Source organism: Meiothermus rufus DSM 22234, from assembly GCF_000423425.1.
GTDB classification, from domain to species: Bacteria; Deinococcota; Deinococci; order Deinococcales; family Thermaceae; genus Meiothermus; species Meiothermus rufus.
The window spans coordinates 1-16,828 of sequence record NZ_AUHY01000004.1; the positions used below are offsets into that span (position 1 = coordinate 1).

The following is a 16,828-nucleotide window of genomic DNA, read 5'->3' on the forward strand; positions in this document are numbered from 1 at the left end:
TGCGGGACTGGCTTCCTCCCTGGGGTTGGAGATGGAGGTGGTGGCTCGTCCCTACGCGGGGGTGCGAGGGGTCTGGGTGCGGGAAGGAGAGGAGACGCCGGAGATTCCGCGGGAGAGTGGGTTCAAGCCTTTGCCCAAGCGGTGGGTGGTGAAAGGACCTTTGCCTGGCTGGGGCGGAACCGACGGTTGGGGAAGGATTACGAGTACCATCCTGAGGTAGGGGAAGCCTGGATGTATTTGAGCATGATACGCTTACTGGTGAAGCGGCTGGCCAGGGCCGCGTAGCCTCTCGTGGAGGGCTTTTACGACAGCCTCTAATAGGTGGCCCGGCTGATCCCCACCAGGGCCTGGATCTCGGGCCAGCTCACCCCGTGCTTCCTGAACGCCTCCACCTGCTTGAGCTTGCGTAGCCGTTCCTGGACCAGGGGGTCGCTGGCTCCGGCCGCTCCCAGCTCCTGGGCCTTCCTCGCTCCTTGCCATATCGCTTTGCCAACCGTGGTAAGCTGCACTTGGGGGACCTCCTTCAGGAGTCGGTCCCCCTCTTTTTATCCCACCTGGGGCTTCTAGAGTCTCACATGTGTTTGTCCGGGTTCAGATTGGTGGTTTTGGGTAAATCCGCTTTGCCCTAAAGTTTGCGTATGGATCAACCCGAGATCGATCAGCTACAACACCGGGACTCCTGGCGGCTTTGGCGCATCATGGCGGAAATTGTGGAGGGCTTTGAGGTGTTGGGCGAGCTGGGCGTGCCGCTGGTGACGGTCTTTGGCTCAGCCCGGCTGGGCAGCGAAAGTCCCTACTACGGCCAGGCCCTGCTGCTGGGGCGGGGCAGCGGCTGGCCGAGGCGGGCTACGGGGTAGTGACGGGCGGTGGTCCTGGGCTAATGGAGGCGGCCAACCGCAGGGCCTATAACGCTGGGGGTATCTCGGTGGGCTTGAACATTCAACTTCCCCACGAGCAAACGGCCAACCCCTTCCAGACCCACAGCCTGAGCTTTCGCTACTTCTTCACCCGTAAGCTAATGCTGGTTCGCTACGCCAAGGCTTTTGTTCTGCTGCCTGGGGGGATTGGTACCCTGGATGAGCTGGCTGAGGTATGGGTGTTGGTGCAGACCAGCAAGGTGCACCCCTTCCCCATCTTTGCCCTGGATCGGGGCTACTGGGGTGGGCTGCTCGCATGGATGCGCCAGAGCATGCTAACGACCAGAGCCATCTCCCCCAGCGACCTCGAGCTCATCACCCTGGTGAACAGCCCCGAAGAGGTGTTGGAAAGCCTATCCGGGCTCAGCCGGCACAACCCCTCCTGAGTTCGTAGGGTAGGAACCTCGGCCATCCCCTCAAGGCCATATCTTTTGTTCCGGTGGTGAAGGGTTCGACGAAAACGCTCATGGCTCCAGATCCTCCTGCCAGAGCAAGCGCAGGGCTTCTTTTACCTCTGGATCAAGGTTCGACCTGGCCTCCTGGCCTATCTCCCGCAAAGCCCCCAAGCCCTTTTCCAGCAAGCGCTGGGCTATCCACAGCAGTTGAACTAACTTAGGAGCCTGCCTGTCTGTTCCCCGCTGAAGCTGCAGCAACACCCCCACAGCCTCTCGCAGCAACCTACCCGGCCACCTGAGCTCGTTGGGCATCACCGTTCCACGGGACAACAGCAGCAGGTAAAGGCTCGTTTGTAGCACCTGCCACTCCTGTGAACCCATTCCCAAGTTCTGGCTCAAGCGGTGCAGCAGACGGGTCAGGGGGATGGAGGGCAATCCCACCCAGGTGTCGGCCCCTCCCTCAGGCTCGAACAGAGGAATGCGGCTCTTGCGCCAAGCCTTATCGCGGTACATGCGGTCATCAGCAGCACGCCACAGGGCTTCCATATCCTGCCCATCGGTAGGGTAGAGCGCATAGCCCAGACTTACCCTTAGATGAAGGTTTTCCGAGACCCGTATCCCCTCCACCAGCGAGCGGTAGCGCTCGGCAGTACGGGCAGGCTCGAGGTTGCGCAAGCCTTCGATAACCAGAGCAAACTCATCGCCCCCCAGGCGGTAGGCCCGGTCGCCTGCCCGAACCCTCGAGCGCAACACCCCGCCCAGCCGCGCCAACACGTGGTCGGCATGCACATGGCCGTAGGTGTCGTTGATACTCTTAAAATCGTCCAGGTCGAGCAGCACCAGCAGCACCTCACGGCCCTCACTTTGACCGATCAGCCTTTCTAAATCCCGCTCGAAAGCCCGCCGGTTACCTAGGCCCGTCAGAGAATCGGTATAGGCCGCCCAGGCCAGTTCGCGCCGCAGGCTCCACTCGGTTTGCACAACAGCGATGGCCGCGGCCATATCGCCCAGCTGTTCTTGGGCCTGCACATCCGGCAGCGAATGCGGCCGGGAACTGAAGAGCGCCAGGACGCTTAACGCGCCATGCTGACGCAGAATGGGCAGAAAAAACAGGCTGCGGAGGCCCGCTTCTACCAGTCCGGGGCGGCAGTGGGGGTACAGGTCGTAGCGGGGTATCCCTACCTGCTGACCCTTACGCAGGCGCTCGCCAAGATGGCGGGTAATGGCCGTTTCTACCGGCAGGCTCGAGCCCCAACCAACCTGCACCCAGGTGCGAGCCGTCCGCCCCTCAAAGGCAATCAAGCAGGCCCCCTCAGCCCCTGCCAGACGGCAAGCCTCGGCCAGCGCATCCTGTAAAGCTTGCTCGAGGGGCTGCTCATGGGAAAACCGCAGCAAAGCATTGATGGCCGATAACCATTGGGAGCGGCGCTGGGCCGACTCACAGCGGTAAAGCTCGTGTAGAATTAGGGCCGTCCCAGCGAAATACCGCTTCGCCAAGGCGGCCTCGGCCTGGCCCAGAGCGGAGGCCAAGGCGTGTAGGTGCACAACAGCCCACACCTGCCCCTCAGCCACCAGGGGCAGGGTAAGGTTGGCCACCTCTTGCCCATTGGGCCCTAGACCAGAAGGAAGGGTACCCAAAAGCCGTTGCAGGATATGCCCCTGCTGATCCAAGTAGGCTTCGCCCGCCAGCCAGGCCCCGGTTGTGCCCGGATAAGCGGTCCTGAGGGTAGCCTCCGGCAGGGCTTCTACACCCTCCAATACCTCGGGGGAAAGCCCGACCAAAGCCCTGAGCCTAAACAGGCTCAACCCGTCCCGCACCCACAAATACCCCTGGGTTCCCTCCGGCAACTCTTGCAGCAACTGCTCCAGGGCTAGTCTAAAGGCCTGAAGAGCATCGGATGAAAGCAACCGCTCAATCAGATGAACGGGGAGTACGTCATCGGTAGATGGCTTGGCCTGTTGCCGGGAGTGCTTGGCTTGGTCGGACATAAACCCTCTTCAATACATTTGGCCATATCTATACTTAGTGCATTTTTAGCGAGCAAGGCCCACTTGGTTGGTACAAGTAGGCTAAAGCTTTCAGCGGGCCCTGGCCTCACCCCTTACCCTCCCCCCATAAAACAGCAGGGGCAGCAAACCAGGCATCCGCCCAGGAAAAACCAGCCTGCCCAGCATGCGGTGGCTCCAGCAGCGGCCCCCATGACAGGGCCCCTCCTGCGAATCTACAGCAGACGGAATTTCACGGTAAGTAGATGCTCTCACTGTAAAGACCTCCCAGTTCAAGGGTAATTCCCTGCCTTTTAGGATAGAAAAGCACAGCCGCTTTAGCCCCACAAATAACCGTTACGTGGTATTCCCCACACCCCGCCTATAAAGGCTAACTCAGGAGCGGCCCTTCGCTACAAAAGGCATTTCCGCGCCTTTATCAGGCCAAACTGAGGCCTCCTCCCGTTACGTCACTAGAGGCGATACCCACCCAGGGTGGGCAAAACGGGCGCATCCCCAAGAGCGGAACACGCCCGTTTGCCTGCCCTCGAGGGTTTAGGGTTTGGCGGGACACCCCCTCGTCTTGCTCAAGGAACGCTTCAAAAGTCTATAGCGGGGCGTTCGGGCCCCGGGCATCCCAGTCTGCCTCAAGCCATCGCTGCGGGCTGGGTTTTGCTACGTCGACCCCTTTTGCTCTGGGCCAGGGTTGCCTTGCCCTCCAAGGCCTTCAGCCCACCCAGCAAAGCCCAGTCTAGGGCCTGGTCTAAGTTCTCGGCAAAATGGAAGACTAGGTTCTGCCGCAAGTAGGGCGGAATATCGGAAAGATCGGCCTGGTTCCGCTGAGGCAGCACCACCTCGCGGATGCCCGCCCGTCGAGCCCCCAGCACCTTTTCCTTCACCCCACCGATGGGCAGCACCCGACCGGTCAGGGTAATCTCCCCAGTCATGGCCACATCGTTGCGCACCGGCACCTCGGCCAGGGCCGAGACCAGCGCGGCGGTGATGGCGATTCCGGCGGAGGGCCCCTCCTTGGGGATGGCCCCTGCGGGCACATGAATGTGCAGGTCGCTCTTGTCGAAGCGCTCGAGGGGGATACCAAAACGCCGAGCGTTCTTCTTAGCGTAGCTGAGGGCGGCCCGGGCCGACTCCTTCATCACCTCGCCCAGCTGGCCGGTGAGGATCAGGTTGCCCTTGCCCGGCATAACCGAGACCTCGATGAACATGATATCGCCCCCTACCGGGGTGTAGAACATCCCGGTAGCCACCCCGACCTGGGGGCTACGGGCCTCAGATTCCGGCTGGAAGCGGGCCGGGCCTAAGAATTTCTCCAGGTCACCCTCGGTGATGCGCACCCGTTTCTTACCGCTCTCCAGAATTTTGCGGGCGGACTTGCGCAAAAGGGTGCCAATCTCCCGCTCGAGGTTGCGTACCCCGGCCTCACGGGTGTAGTGGGTGATAACCCGCATCAAAGCCGCCTCGGTAACCACTACCTGGTTTTCCTTCAAGCCGTTTTCCCCAAGCTGGCGCGGCAGCAGGTAGCGCTTGGCGATCTCCAGCTTCTCCTGCTCGATGTAGCTGGTGAACTCGATCAGCTCCATGCGGTCAAACAGCGGGCCTGGGATATGCTCGGGGAAGTTGGCGGTGCAGATGAAGAGCACCTCGCTCATGTCGAAGGGCACCCCCAGGTAGTGGTCGGTAAACTCCTTGTTCTGAGCAGGGTCTAAAAGCTCGAGCAACGCCGCCGCGGGATCGCCCTGGTAGGAAACCCCCAGCTTGTCCACCTCGTCCAGCAAAATCACCGGGTTTTTGCTGCCCACCTGGCGCATGCCCTGAATAATGCGGCCCGGCATGGCCCCAATATAGGTGCGGCGGTGCCCGCGGATATCCGACTCATCCCGCGCACCCCCCAAGGAGATTCGGTGGTATTTGCGCCCCAGGCTCTTGGCGATGGACTTGGCGATGGAGGTCTTACCCACCCCCGGCGGGCCCACAAAGAGCAGGATGGGGCCTTTGGAAACCTCCTCCGGGGGAATCTCGCCCTTTTTCTGGCGCTCTAGCTTCAGCTTGCGCACGGCCAGGTATTCCAGCACCCGATCCTTGACCTTTTCCAGCCCGTAATGGTCCTCGTCCAGAATGCGCTGGGCCTCCTTGAGGTCGATGCGGTCCTCGGTGCGGGCGTTCCAGGGCAGGTTAACAATCCAGTCCAGGTAGGTGCGCACCACGCTGGCCTCGGCAGAGTCGGGGTGCATGCGGGCAAAGCGGGAAAGCTCGCGCTCGACCTCGGCGCGCACGCTATCGGGCAGGTTGAGGGCGGCGATTTTCTGGCGGAACTCCTCCACCTCCATCTCGCCCTCTTCCCCGTGCAGCTCGCGCTGAATGGCCTTCATCTGCTCGCGCAGGTAGAACTCGCGCTGGTTCTTGTCGATCTCCTCCTTGACCTGCTGCTGGATGCGCCGCTGCGTCTCGAGCAAGTCCAACTCGGCATCGAGCAAGACCGCAATGCGCTTGAGGCGGTCGGTTACCGAGGGGGTAGCCAGGATTTTCTGCTTGTCCTCGAGCTTGAAGTCGAGGTGAAAGGCGATGTGGTCGGCCAGCTGCGAGGGGTCCTCGAGGTTCATCACAAACTGGGCCACCTCCGGCAGCAGGTACTTACCCTCCTTCAATAGCTGGGCAAAACGCTCCTTGACCTCGCGGAACAAGGCCCGCACCTCGGTCTCCCGCCCCTGCTCCTCCGGCAGGTGCACCACCCGGGCTTCCAGGTAACCATTGGCCCGGGTATAACTCAGCACCCGTACCCGGGCAAAGGCCTGCACCAGCATCTGCACCGAGCCGTCGGGGTTTTTGCGCATCCGCAGGATATTGCAGGCGGTGCCCACCTCGTACAGGTCTTCCGGGCCAGGTTCTTCGACTTCCTTATCCCGCTGGCTCACGATAAGGATAACCCGTTCCTGGCCCAAGGCTGCCTCAATCGCCCGGATCGAGACCGAGCGCCCCGCATCAATGGGCATCACCATGCTGGGGTAAATTACCGAGCCACGCACCGGACACACCGGGAGAATCTCGGGAAGTTGTGGGATTTTATCGGCTTTTTCCATAACCAAAGGATTCTCCGTTCAAGTCTACAACCTAAGCGTCGTGGGTCATCATGAATCGGCCCAAGGCCAAACGTGAGTCTACCTATATCAAGTTTAGTGAATCAAGTCTTAGCAATAAGAACCCGCAACACAATGCCGCGGCCAAACCGGGGGCTTCCTCCGAAGCGGGTATGCTGATAAAGATGCACCTGCTACGGGTCGGCCTACTGGTCTTGTTATGGGTGATGGCTCCCTTACCTTGGATGAGCCCGGGCTGGAACAGCGCCTTAGCCCAGCGCAGCGGCGGCGGGGTAGGCGGACGGGGGGGGTTCTCCTCTCCCACCTTGCCCCGGGTCAACCCCTCCCCGGCCCCCTCCTTCCCCTTGCCCACGCCGCGCAGCTACCCCACCTACCCCAGCCCTGGCCCGCCGGTCTACATCCGCCCTGTGGGGGGTTCTGGCCTGGATCTCATGGCCCTGATTTTTATCGTAGGTATCGTTCTGGTTAGCCTTTCGATGATACGGGGACTACAGCGGGCTGGCTCGAGCAGCGAGCCCGAGAGCACAGTGGCCCGGCTGCGGCTGGCCCTCCTCCACTCCCCCCAGCTACAAAGCGACCTGCGGGCACTGGCCGATATGGCCGACACCGAAAGCGCGCGAGGCCTGGCCGATCTTATCGACAACGCCGCAGTACGGCTACTGCGCGAACAGGCTGCTTGGCGCTTTGGCCAGTACCAGGTCTGGACAGGAAGCCTACAGAAAGCCGAGGGGCAGTTCGACGCTTGGATGACCGAAACCCGCTCCGAGTACATTGAGACCTACCGCCATTTCGAGGGTAAACGGACAGCTCAGGCCAACTACCAGCCCAAGGCCGAGCCTGATGGGCGCTACCTCCTGGTCACCTTGCTGCTGGCTGTGCATGGGAACCTCCCCCCCGTGCCCACCCCCCTACGGCGGGAAGGGGCCCGGCAGGCCCTTCTGGCCCTGGCCACCTCGAGCCCGGTCAACACCCTGGCTGCCTACCTGGCCTGGACCCCCGAGGCCCCAGGCGAGGCCCTCAGCGAGGCCGACCTACTGGCGGGTTGGCCTGCCCTCGAGCTGCTCTAAATCAAGCAGGCTCGAGCAGGTTTTTCACCGCTCTGGCCACTGCTTCGTAGGGTGGCTCCTGGGCTGGCACCTCGGCCACCCAGGCCCAGGCAATGCGTCCTGTGGCATCCACCACATAGGCCGCCCGCTGGGCAAAGCCCGGTAAGCCCCTTAGGCTAATCTCCAGACCGAAAGCCCGGGTAGCCTCCCGGTTGTAGTCGGAAAGCAAGGGAAAGGCCAGGCCCAAGGCCTGAGCATAGGCCCCTAGAGTCCAGGGGGTGTCCACACTGAGGCCGTAGACCTGAACCCCCAGCGTGTTGTAGAGGGCCAGGCCATCGCGGAAGGTGCAGAGCTCCTTCTCGCAGACCCGGGTATGGGCTGCCGGGAAAAACAAGAGCAGCAAAGGCCGCCCTTGGACCAACTGAGGCAATAAAACCGGTTCGACAGCCGGGGTATAGACGGTGGCTGCAGGCAGCGGATCGCCAATTGAAAGGGCCATAGCCCCTCAAGGATACCCAAGCCCTCCCACCCTGGTCTACTTTTTGCCCCTGGCTAGGGTATTAGAGAAAAGGGGGGTGTGGGGGGCTATAATCCCCCGGTTTTCAAACCGGGCCTTGCGCCGGGCCCGGCGCAATGGAACCCCCCACGTTCACCGCAGGTGAACCCGCCGTGTGGAGCAACAGGTATGCTACAATTCCCTGTGGGGACGCAAGTCCTCGGCGAACCTTGAAACCTGGGGTAGGGGGTTCCATCGGGTAGTCCGATGGGTAAAACTCCAGACGCCAACCCATGGCAGAGCCAGAAGCATAGCGCTCGCCTGCCGATACGGAGTCAAGGTATTGCATCGCGATGCGATGCTGGGCCTGGACGGGGCCTTCGGGCATAGTCATGCTATGATTCCCGAGAAGCCCTGGACTTTAGTCCGGGGAGTCGTCACACTTGGAGGCATGGTAGTGAACCGCCGCAAAACCCCCACCGTCTGGGTAGGGCGGGTGCCCATAGGGAGCAACCACCCGGTGGTGGTGCAGTCTATGACCAACACCGATACCGCCGATATCGAGGCCACTGTAGGACAGGTCTGGGCCCTGGCCCGGGCCGGCTCCGAGGTGGTGCGCATGACGGTCAACAACGACGAGGCCGCCCGGGCCGTACCAGAGATCAAACGCCGGCTGACCGACCTAGGCGTAGAGGTACCCTTGGTCGGCGACTTCCACTTCAATGGGCACATCCTGTTGCGCCAATATCCCCAGATGGCCCAAACCCTCGACAAATACCGCATCAACCCTGGCACGGTGGGCCGGGGAAAACAACAGGACCCCAACTTCCGCACCATGTGCGAGGTCGCGCTGGAGTATGGCAAGCCGGTGCGCATTGGGGTGAACTGGGGCTCGCTCGATCAGAGCTTGCTCGACGAGATGATGGATGCCAACGCTACTCGGCCCGAACCCAAAGCGGCCCACCAGGTCACCTTGGAAACCATCGTGGAATCGGCGGTTCGCTCTTACGAATGGGCCCTCAAGTATGGCTTGAGTGAGGACAAAATCATCCTCTCAGCCAAGATTTCCAACGCCCCCGATCTGTGGTGGGTCTACCGCGAGCTAGCCAAGCGCACCCCGGCCCCCCTTCACCTGGGCCTAACCGAAGCTGGCATGGGGATAAGCGGCATCGTCACCAGTACCGCTGGCCTGGTTCCCCTGCTGAGCGAGGGCATTGGCGACACCATCCGGATCTCCATCACCCCCGCCCCCGGCGAGTCCCGCACCAAGGAGGTGGAGGTAGCCTTGGAAATCCTTCAGGCGGTGGGCATCCGCCAGTTCACCCCTAGCGTGGCCAGCTGCCCCGGCTGTGGCCGCACCACCAGCACCTTCTTCCAGGAGCTGGCCCAGCAAGTCTCGAGGCGGCTCAACGACCAGATGCCCCTCTGGAAAACCCTCTACCCTGGGGTGGAGAACCTGAAGGTGGCGGTGATGGGCTGCGTAGTTAACGGACCCGGCGAATCCAAGCACGCCGATATCGGCATCTCCCTCCCTGGCACCGGCGAGGCCCCCCGCGCCCCGGTTTACATCGATGGACAGCTAGCCACCACCCTGAAGGGTGAGCGTATCGCCGAGGAGTTCATGGCCTTGGTGGAAGACTACATCCAACGGCGCTTTGGCAAACCGGTAGTGGAGTAGGTTCAACCGTCATTACACGGCTTTAGGGTCAAAACTGTGTAAACTTATAAAGGGTACAAGCAAAACAAAGGAACACCTTGTGTGTATTTGCTACACAAGGTGTATCTTTTCTTCATTTGGGCATAGCAAAAGAAACACGGGTTTGAACTATCCTGCTGCCATAGGAGGTACTGCTGTGGAAACCACCCTTATGCAAGTCAAAAGCCAGCCCTTGGGACAAGGTTCGGTTTCAACCGGGGTGGTGCGCCCAGCCCGGTTGGTGCTGATGCGTCCACAGCCCAAGTGCGCGGTCAAGGTCATTTGGGACTCCTTGCGCCTGAGCAAGGCCTGGGGAGAGGCCCTCGAGCTTTACGACCTTGGGCAGGAATAAGGCCATGGCCTATTCACCGGGGGGCTTCGCCTCCCCGGCTTTTTCTTCGCTGCATTTGGAAGTTCGGCTGGACAAAAGAACCCCCCACCGTGGTACGATGAAGTCCCGTGAAAGTTAAGCGGCTCGCCTAAGCAAAGGGGGCCAACAGCGCAGCTTCACAGGCGTTGGGCCAATACCCAGCGCAGCGCGGGGGTTTTTGGGTATGAAATACATCTTCGTAACCGGCGGCGTGGTCAGCAGCTTAGGTAAGGGCATCCTCACCTCCAGCCTGGGGGCCATCCTGCGCGGGCGCGGCTACCGGGTGACCGCCATCAAAATCGACCCCTATGTCAATGTAGACGCCGGCACCATGCGGCCTTATGAGCACGGAGAGGTCTTCGTCACCGGGGATGGGGCCGAAACTGACCTCGACATCGGCCATTACGAGCGTTTTTTGGATATTGATCTCGCCCGAGCCAACAACATCACCACCGGCCAGGTGTACCTGTCGGTCATCCAAAAGGAGCGGCGCGGGGAGTACCTCTCCCAGACCGTGCAGGTTATCCCCCACATCACCGACGAGATCAAAGAGCGCATCCGTCGCACCGCACAAGAGCAGAACGCTGAAATTGTGGTGGTGGAGGTAGGGGGCACGGTAGGCGACATCGAGAGCCTGCCTTTTCTGGAGGCCATCCGCCAGTTCCAGTTCGACGAGGAAGAGCAGGACCTGATGTACCTGCACCTCACCTTGGTACCCTATCTGGCCACCTCGGAAGAGTTCAAAACCAAACCCACCCAGCACTCGGTCTCCACTCTTCGGGGGGTGGGTATCCAGCCCGATGTGCTGGTGCTGCGCTCCGACAAGATGGTGCCCGAGGATGTGCGGAAAAAGGTCGCCCTATTTACCAACCTGCACCCCGAGGAGGTTTTTAGTAGCCCCACGGTGGAGTTCCTCTACGAGATGCCACTGGTGCTGGAGGCACAGGGGCTAGGCCGGATGGTGGAGAAAAAGCTGGGCCTAAGGCCCATCCAACCCAACTTGAGCTTCTGGCAAAACGCGGTGCGCAAGCTCAAGGAGCCAGCCCACGAGGTCACGGTGGCCTTTGTGGGCAAGTACGTCAAAATGCCCGATGCCTACCTGAGCATTCTGGAAGGCTTTCGCCATGCCGGCATCGCCCACGATGCGCGGGTCAATGTGAAGTGGGTCAACGCCGAGGAGCTGACCGACCTGGCTCAGACCGCCCAGTGGCTAGGCGATGTGGATGGCATCCTGGTAGGGCCAGGCTTCGGCATTCGCGGGGTGGAGGGCAAGATACTAGCCGCCCGTTATGCCCGCGAGAACCGGGTGCCCTACTTCGGCATCTGCCTAGGGCTACAGGTAGCGGTCATTGAGTACGCCCGCCACGTGCTGGGCCTCGAGGGCGCGCACAGCACCGAGTTCGACCCCTACACCCCCTACCCGGTGATCGACCTGATGCCCGAGCAGCTCGAGGTCGAGGGCCTAGGCGGCACCATGCGGCTAGGCAACTGGCCCATGCGCATTCAACCCGGAACCCTTCTGCACAAGCTGTATGGCAAGGAACTGGTCCTCGAGCGACACCGCCACCGCTACGAGGTGAACCCCCAGTACGTAGAACGCCTGGTCGAAGGTGGTCTGGTGGTCTCGGCGGTAACGCCCGGGGTGCAGGGGCGGGGCGAGGGCCTGGTCGAGGCCATTGAACTCGCCGACCACCCTTTCTTTGTGGCTCTACAGGCCCACCCTGAGCTTTCCAGCCGCCCCATGCGGGTCTCCCCCCCCTTCTACGGCTTTATCGGGGCCGCCCTCGAGCGCAAACGGCACAGCTTGTTTCACCCCATAGGGCAGCCCCTCTAACCCTACCCCGACTTCGCCGGGTGGGACTCTGACGGAGCGTGCGCCTTGAGGGCTTTGGCCCCCTCATAGTAGCTGCTGGACAAAATGCCGTGCGGTGCGGCCCGAGAAGCCCCGCCCCTCCAGGGCGAAGCGCAAGGCCGCCTGGCGGGTGGCCTCGTCGAGAGGGCACCCTAGGATGTGGGCCACCGCCTCGAGGTAAAGGGACTGGTCGAAGGGGGGGAAGGTCAACACCAGACCGAAGCGGTCGGCCAGAGCCAGCTTGTCCTGCAGGGTATCCCAGGCGGCAGGGTCGGGGGCGTGGGGGTCGGGCCGGTCGGCCCAGTGCTGGGCCACCAGGTTACGCCGGTTGGAGGTGGCCACCACCAGCACATTGGCAGGCTGCTGGTACACCGCCCCCTCCAAAAGAGCCTTGAGCCGGTGGAAACGGGCATCCTCGCTGGCAAAGGCCAGGTCGTCGAGGTAGAGCACAAAGCGGTAGGGTAGCAGGGCCAGCAAGGCCAGCAGAGCCGGAAGCTGCTCCAGCCCGTCGGCCAGCACCTCCACCAGCCGCAGCCCCCGCTCGGCGTACTGGGTGCGCAGGGCCTTGACCGAGGTCGACTTGCCCGAGCCTCGAGCCCCGTACAGCAGCATGGGCACCGCGGGTTTGCCCTCCAGGAAGCGCTCGGTGTTGGCCCGCAGGGCCGCGATCTGCCGGGCATAGCCCACCAGGTCGTCGAAGGATACCGGGTCAGGCCGGGCCACCGCCTGCATCCGGCCATCGTAGAGAAAGGCGGTATGGTAGGCGTAGATACCGTAGCCGTAGGTTCGGTATAGACGGGCTACCTCAGCCGCCGAACCCTGCAACAGCACCTCTAGCGCGGCACTTTCCGCAGGGGTCGGGGCCCGCTGGCCAAAATCGGCGAAGGGGTGCTGCTGCCGCAGGCCCTTTAGCTCTTCTCGCAGCCGCCCTAGTTCCTGTTCGACCCAGGAGGCCAGCCCAGGGCTCAGGGGTTCCTCGAGGAGGCGCCGGGCCAGGGCCTCGTCGGCCAGGATGCGCTGGCTGAGCACCCAGGCCCAGGGTTCCCCGGCGGGCAGCCGGGCTTGAAAGAGTTCGGTCAAAGGGGTGGGGCCAAGTGGAGGAAAAAGCCGCATCGCTGGCTATATTACCCACCCTTCCCCGGCTTACAAAATGCCCACACCGGGCCCGCGCCACTGGTCAAGGGCGGTGAGCGGAGGAATGCGCTCGAGGCCCTCTACCGCTGTGGCACATTTTGAATATGGGGCACATTTCTATTCAGCACACCATACAGCTTGGGGTGCGGGGCCGCCTGGTGCTCCCCGCTGCCGTGCGCAGGGCCTTGGGTCTGCGGGAAGGCGACCGGCTGGTGCTCCGCCTGCGCGAGGATGGGGTCATCGAGCTAGTGGGGGCTAGGGAGGTGGTGCGGGAAAGCAAGGGCCTGCTGGGCCGCCTATACCCCGACCTGAAGGGCAAAGCCCTAGCCCAGGAACTCCTCCAAGACCGCCGTAGGGAGGCCCTGCAGGAATGAGGGTGGTACTGGATGCCTCGGCCTTCTTAGCTTATTTGAACCAAGAACCAGGAGCTGAGGAAGTCGCCCGGCAAATGGTAGGGGGAGGTTTCATCAGCGCGGTCAACCTGGCCGAGGTCTACAGCAAGGTGGCGGAATGGGGCCAGGACGCGCACCTGCTGGAGGAGGCACTGGTGCGCCAGGGGGTGCTGGGGGGCGTGGTGGAGGTGGTGCCCTTCCGCTCGGAGGATGCGCTAGCCGCAGCGGCCTTGCGCCCGCTGACCAAGGTCCAGGAGCTATCCCTGGGCGACCGGGTCTGTCTGGCGCTGGCCCATAGGCTCAAGCTACCGGTTCTCACCACCGATGCCGCCTGGCAGCAGATAGCGGTTGGGGTGGAGATCCAGGTGGTGCGTTAGGGCCGCCGGCATGGCAAGACCTCGGCTAAAAGAGCCTCCTGCGCCCTACTACCGATGGGCAGTGTCTTTCTGAGCTGAGCTTTACTACCCTGACTCCGGTAGCGGCGGGTGCGGTGGGAGTTGCCGCGGCTGTCCCTCGCGGAGGCCTCCCCCTCTATGCTGGGGTTTTGCGCCCAGTACAGGACTTCGGCCCGGCCGTTCATGCCAGGCAGCGGTCGGCCTGAGGAGGCTAAAATGGCAACATACTAGAAAGCCAAGCATCCACCCACACAGGCCCCTCGAGCCTTGCCAAAAAGGTTTTGCCGAGGGCCTGCTGCTACCCGCCAGAAAGCCCCCCAAGGAAGCCTGCCCCTCTACGAGGGGGGGCTGATCCTGGCCCTCACGGTCTGTCCGCACCTGTGGGGCTGGCGCCACCTCTGCAGGTGCGGCTGTGGCGATAGGGCTCGAGTCAGACCTTCCCCTTGTCCATAGCCCTGTCCAGCATCTGCCCCACCTCGCGGATGAGCTGGATCAGCAGCCCGAAGCGGGCATCTTTGCTCAGGCCCTTCACATAGCGGGCGTAGATCTGCTGCATGATGACCCCCACCTTAAAAAGGCCAAACACGTAGTAGAACACCACGCCCGAAAGGTCGCGCCCGGTTCTTTCGGCGTAGTGCTGCACCAGCTCGGCTCGAGTCAGGTTGCCGGGCAGGTGGGTCAGGCCAAAGCTTTTTAGCCCCGGCGGGTCGCCCTCTTCGGCCCAGTAGGCCAGGGTGGTGCCCAGGTCCATCAGGGGGTCGCCAATGGTGGCCATCTCCCAGTCCAGCACGGCCACCACCCGTTCCAGCGCGGGGTCGAAGATCAGATTGTCGTACTTGAAGTCGTTGTGGATCAGGGCTGCCCCCGACTCGGGCTGCAGGTGTTCGGCCAGCCAGGCCATGGCCCGCTCCATGCCGGGAATGTGCTCGGTGCGGGCGTTCTGGTAGCGCTGGCTCCAACCTTCCACCTGCCGGCGCACGTACCCTTCGGGCTTGCCCAGGTCGGCCAGGCCAGCCTGGCGGTAGTCGAGGGCGTGCAGCTCCACCAAAGCCTCCAGCGCAGCCAGGGAAAGCTGTCGCATGCGCGGCGGGGTCAGACTTTCTAAGGGCTCATTGCGCAGGATAACCCCCTGAAGCCGCTCCATCAGGTAAAAAGGTGCCCCCATCACCCCTTCGTCGGGGCAGTACAGCACGGGCCGGGGCACCTTGGGGTAATGGGGGTACAGGGCCGAGAGGATGCGGTACTCCCGGCCCATATCGTGGGCGCTTTTGATCTGGGCCCCAAAGGGTGGGCGGCGCAGCACCAGTTCCTGCTGGCCCAGGCGCACAAGATAGGTCAGGTTGGAGTAGCCTTTGGGAAACTGCCACACCTCGAGGTTTTCCCAGGCCCCTGGCAGGTTTTCCCGCAAGTAGGCCTCTAAGCGGGCGGTGTCCAGTTCCTCACCAGGCCGGATGGGGCTGGGCTGGTCGATCATGGCACCCTCACAAGGCCACCTCGAGGCCGTACTTCTTCAGCTCGGCCCGGGCCACCACGGTCTTGTGCACCTCGTCGGCCCCATCGTAGATGCGGGCAGCCCGCTCGTGGCGGTAGAAGAAGGCCAGCAAAAGATCATCGGACAGGCCCAGCCCCCCATGGACCTGGATAGCCCGGTCCACCGCCCGCTGCAAGACCCCCGCCACGAAAAACTTGATGAGCGAGATTTCCACCCGGGCCCGCTCGGCCCCCTCGGCTTCCACCTTGTGGGCGGCATCCAGCACCATCAGCCGGGCCGCGTGCACCTCGGCCTTAGTCTCGGCAATGAGGTGCTGGATGGCCTGCTTGGAGCCCAGGGGCTGGCCTGGGGCCAGCTCGCGCCGGGCGGCATAGGCGCACATCATCTCCAAGCAGCGCTGGGCGATGCCCACCCAGCGCATACAGTGGTGTATCCGCCCAGGCCCCAGCCGCTCCTGGGCGATGGCAAAGCCCTTGCCCCTGGGGCCCAGTAGGTTTTCCGCCGGCACCCGCACCCCTTCCAAGCGCAGCTCGGAATGGCTCATCCAGCCCTGGCCCTCCTCCCCCATCACCGGAATCTTGCGCACCGGCACCAGCCCTGGGGTATCGGTAGGCACGATAATCTGGCTGGCCCGGGCGTAGGGGCTGGGGGCCTCGGGGTCGGTCATGGCCATCACAATCACGAAGGCCGCCCCCTCGAGGCCGGTGGTATACCACTTGTGCCCGTGGATCACCCACTCATCCCCTTGCAAAACCGCCCGGGTCTCCATCCAGGCCGGATTAGAGCCGGGGCGCTCCGGCTCGGTCATGGCGAAGGCGCTGCGAATGCGCCCTTCGGCCAGGGGCTTCAGGTAGCGGGCCTGCTGCTCCGGGCTGCCGTGCCTGAGCAGCACCTCCATATTGCCGATGTCCGGGGCCTGGGTGTTGAAGACGTAGTGCCCCAGGGGGCTCTGGCCCAACACCTCGCTCCAGCGGGCAAACTCGCCCAGGCCCAGGCCCAGCCCCCAGGGGGGTGGCAATGGGGGCAACCACCAGCCCCGCGCCCTGACCTCCTGGCGCAAGGCCAGTAGCTCGGGCTCCACCGCAGCAAACCCTTCTCGCAAAAACCGCGCCTCGAGCGGGAATATCCGCTCCTGCACAAACGCCTGTACCGCCTCGAGGGGGTGCATTTGTACTTAGTTTAAAGCGAGTTTTTCAAGCCGTCCACCCGCAAAGCAGGCCCCATGCGGCACTCGGGGGCTCAAACTTCCAGCCAAACCTGACCCTGCTCTATTCGGGTCTTGTAGGCCTTGACCGGACGGGGCGCGGGTAGGGTGGCCTTGCCGGTGCGCAGGTTGAAGCGGGCCCCATGGCGCGTACAACGGATGGTCTCCCCCTCGACCGGCCCGTCGGAGAGAGGATTTTTGTCGTGGGTGCAGATGTCGGAAATGGCGAAAACCTCCTCCCCGGTATAGATCAGCAACACTGGGGTTTTCTCCTCCTCCACCCGCACCACCAGGCGGCCATTCTGGAATTCCTCGAGCTTAGCCACTGGAATCCACATAT

15 protein-coding genes and 2 pseudogenes are annotated in these 16,828 nt (G+C 62.8%); 9 read left to right on the plus strand and 8 right to left on the minus strand.

The features are described from left to right. Nucleotides 1-220, plus strand: a pseudogene (locus G552_RS17035) (hypothetical protein); the annotation flags it as partial. A 97-nt stretch (nucleotides 221-317) separates the two neighbouring features. On the opposite strand, the pseudogene G552_RS0100435 reads toward G552_RS17035, so the two are convergent. Then, nucleotides 318-509: pseudogene (locus G552_RS0100435) on the minus strand (IS481 family transposase); the annotation flags it as partial. 129 nt (nucleotides 510-638) lie between these two features. On the opposite strand from G552_RS0100435, the gene G552_RS17040 reads away from it, so the two are divergent. Next, nucleotides 639-857 (plus strand): hypothetical protein, encoded by a 219-nt coding sequence (locus G552_RS17040; protein ID WP_425411424.1) that lies wholly within the window; start codon nucleotides 639-641, stop codon nucleotides 855-857. After that, a complete protein-coding gene (locus tag G552_RS14495; protein ID WP_425411425.1) occupies nucleotides 857-1,303 on the plus strand; it encodes an LOG family protein in 447 nt (148 codons plus the stop codon). Before G552_RS17040 ends, G552_RS14495 begins: the two co-directional genes overlap by 1 nt. 78 nt (nucleotides 1,304-1,381) lie before the next feature. Here the strand turns inward: G552_RS14495 and G552_RS0100445 are convergent, their stop codons facing one another. Continuing rightward, nucleotides 1,382-3,301, minus strand: coding sequence for a sensor domain-containing diguanylate cyclase (locus G552_RS0100445; RefSeq protein WP_027881218.1), 1,920 nt, complete (start codon nucleotides 3,299-3,301; stop codon nucleotides 1,382-1,384). A 644-nt stretch (nucleotides 3,302-3,945) separates the two neighbouring features. After that, nucleotides 3,946-6,393, minus strand: a complete 2,448-nt coding sequence (gene lon / locus G552_RS0100450; protein WP_027881219.1) for an endopeptidase La — start codon at nucleotides 6,391-6,393, stop codon at nucleotides 3,946-3,948. Nucleotides 6,394-6,617: 224 nt separating this feature from the next. Between lon and G552_RS0100455 the strand changes: the two genes are divergently transcribed. Next, complete coding sequence (locus G552_RS0100455) at nucleotides 6,618-7,478, plus strand: DUF1517 domain-containing protein (RefSeq protein ID WP_425411427.1); 861 nt, start codon at nucleotides 6,618-6,620, stop codon at nucleotides 7,476-7,478. A 1-nt stretch (nucleotide 7,479) separates the two neighbouring features. On the opposite strand, the gene G552_RS0100460 is transcribed toward G552_RS0100455, so the two are convergent. After that, nucleotides 7,480-7,956 (minus strand): redoxin domain-containing protein, encoded by a 477-nt coding sequence (locus G552_RS0100460; RefSeq protein ID WP_027881221.1) that lies wholly within the window; start codon nucleotides 7,954-7,956, stop codon nucleotides 7,480-7,482. Nucleotides 7,957-8,404: 448 nt separating this feature from the next. On the opposite strand from G552_RS0100460, the gene ispG reads away from it, so the two are divergent. The 3 genes from ispG to G552_RS0100475 all read left to right on the plus strand — a co-directional run bounded on the left by ispG (nucleotide 8,405) and on the right by G552_RS0100475 (nucleotide 11,853). Next, nucleotides 8,405-9,631, plus strand: coding sequence for a flavodoxin-dependent (E)-4-hydroxy-3-methylbut-2-enyl-diphosphate synthase (ispG, locus tag G552_RS0100465; protein ID WP_027881222.1), 1,227 nt, complete (start codon nucleotides 8,405-8,407; stop codon nucleotides 9,629-9,631). A gap of 175 nt (nucleotides 9,632-9,806) precedes the next feature. After that, the gene (locus G552_RS0100470) at nucleotides 9,807-10,001 is read left to right on the plus strand and encodes a hypothetical protein (RefSeq protein ID WP_027881223.1); all 195 of its coding nucleotides are present in this window, start codon (nucleotides 9,807-9,809) and stop codon (nucleotides 9,999-10,001) included. 202 nt (nucleotides 10,002-10,203) lie between these two features. Beyond that, on the plus strand, nucleotides 10,204-11,853 hold the full coding sequence (locus G552_RS0100475) for a CTP synthase (RefSeq protein ID WP_036270085.1): 1,650 nt from the start codon (nucleotides 10,204-10,206) through the stop codon (nucleotides 11,851-11,853). 63 nt (nucleotides 11,854-11,916) lie between these two features. On the opposite strand, the gene G552_RS0100480 is transcribed toward G552_RS0100475, so the two are convergent. Continuing rightward, nucleotides 11,917-12,984 (minus strand): DUF815 domain-containing protein, encoded by a 1,068-nt coding sequence (locus G552_RS0100480; RefSeq protein ID WP_027881225.1) that lies wholly within the window; start codon nucleotides 12,982-12,984, stop codon nucleotides 11,917-11,919. A 125-nt stretch (nucleotides 12,985-13,109) separates the two neighbouring features. Here G552_RS0100480 and G552_RS0100485 point away from each other — a divergent pair, with 125 nt between their 5' ends. Both G552_RS0100485 and G552_RS0100490 read left to right on the plus strand, forming a co-directional pair. After that, entirely contained in the window at nucleotides 13,110-13,379 is a 270-nt protein-coding gene (locus G552_RS0100485) for an AbrB/MazE/SpoVT family DNA-binding domain-containing protein (RefSeq protein ID WP_027881226.1), read from the plus strand. Next, nucleotides 13,376-13,774, plus strand: a complete 399-nt coding sequence (locus G552_RS0100490) for a type II toxin-antitoxin system VapC family toxin (RefSeq protein WP_027881227.1) — start codon at nucleotides 13,376-13,378, stop codon at nucleotides 13,772-13,774. The genes G552_RS0100485 and G552_RS0100490 overlap by 4 nt, the downstream gene beginning before the upstream one ends. 448 nt (nucleotides 13,775-14,222) lie before the next feature. Here the strand turns inward: G552_RS0100490 and G552_RS0100500 are convergent, their stop codons facing one another. From G552_RS0100500 to G552_RS0100510, 3 genes are all read right to left on the minus strand, one after another. Further along, nucleotides 14,223-15,266 carry a phosphotransferase family protein gene (locus G552_RS0100500; RefSeq protein WP_027881229.1) on the minus strand — a complete coding sequence of 348 codons (1,044 nt, stop codon included), beginning with the start codon at nucleotides 15,264-15,266 and terminating at the stop codon, nucleotides 14,223-14,225. Between the two features lie 7 nt (nucleotides 15,267-15,273). After that, a complete protein-coding gene (locus tag G552_RS0100505; protein WP_027881230.1) occupies nucleotides 15,274-16,452 on the minus strand; it encodes an acyl-CoA dehydrogenase family protein in 1,179 nt (392 codons plus the stop codon). Nucleotides 16,453-16,523: 71 nt separating this feature from the next. Beyond that, nucleotides 16,524-16,826 (minus strand): Rieske (2Fe-2S) protein, encoded by a 303-nt coding sequence (locus G552_RS0100510; RefSeq protein ID WP_027881231.1) that lies wholly within the window; start codon nucleotides 16,824-16,826, stop codon nucleotides 16,524-16,526. Nucleotides 16,827-16,828: the final 2 nt, after the last annotated feature.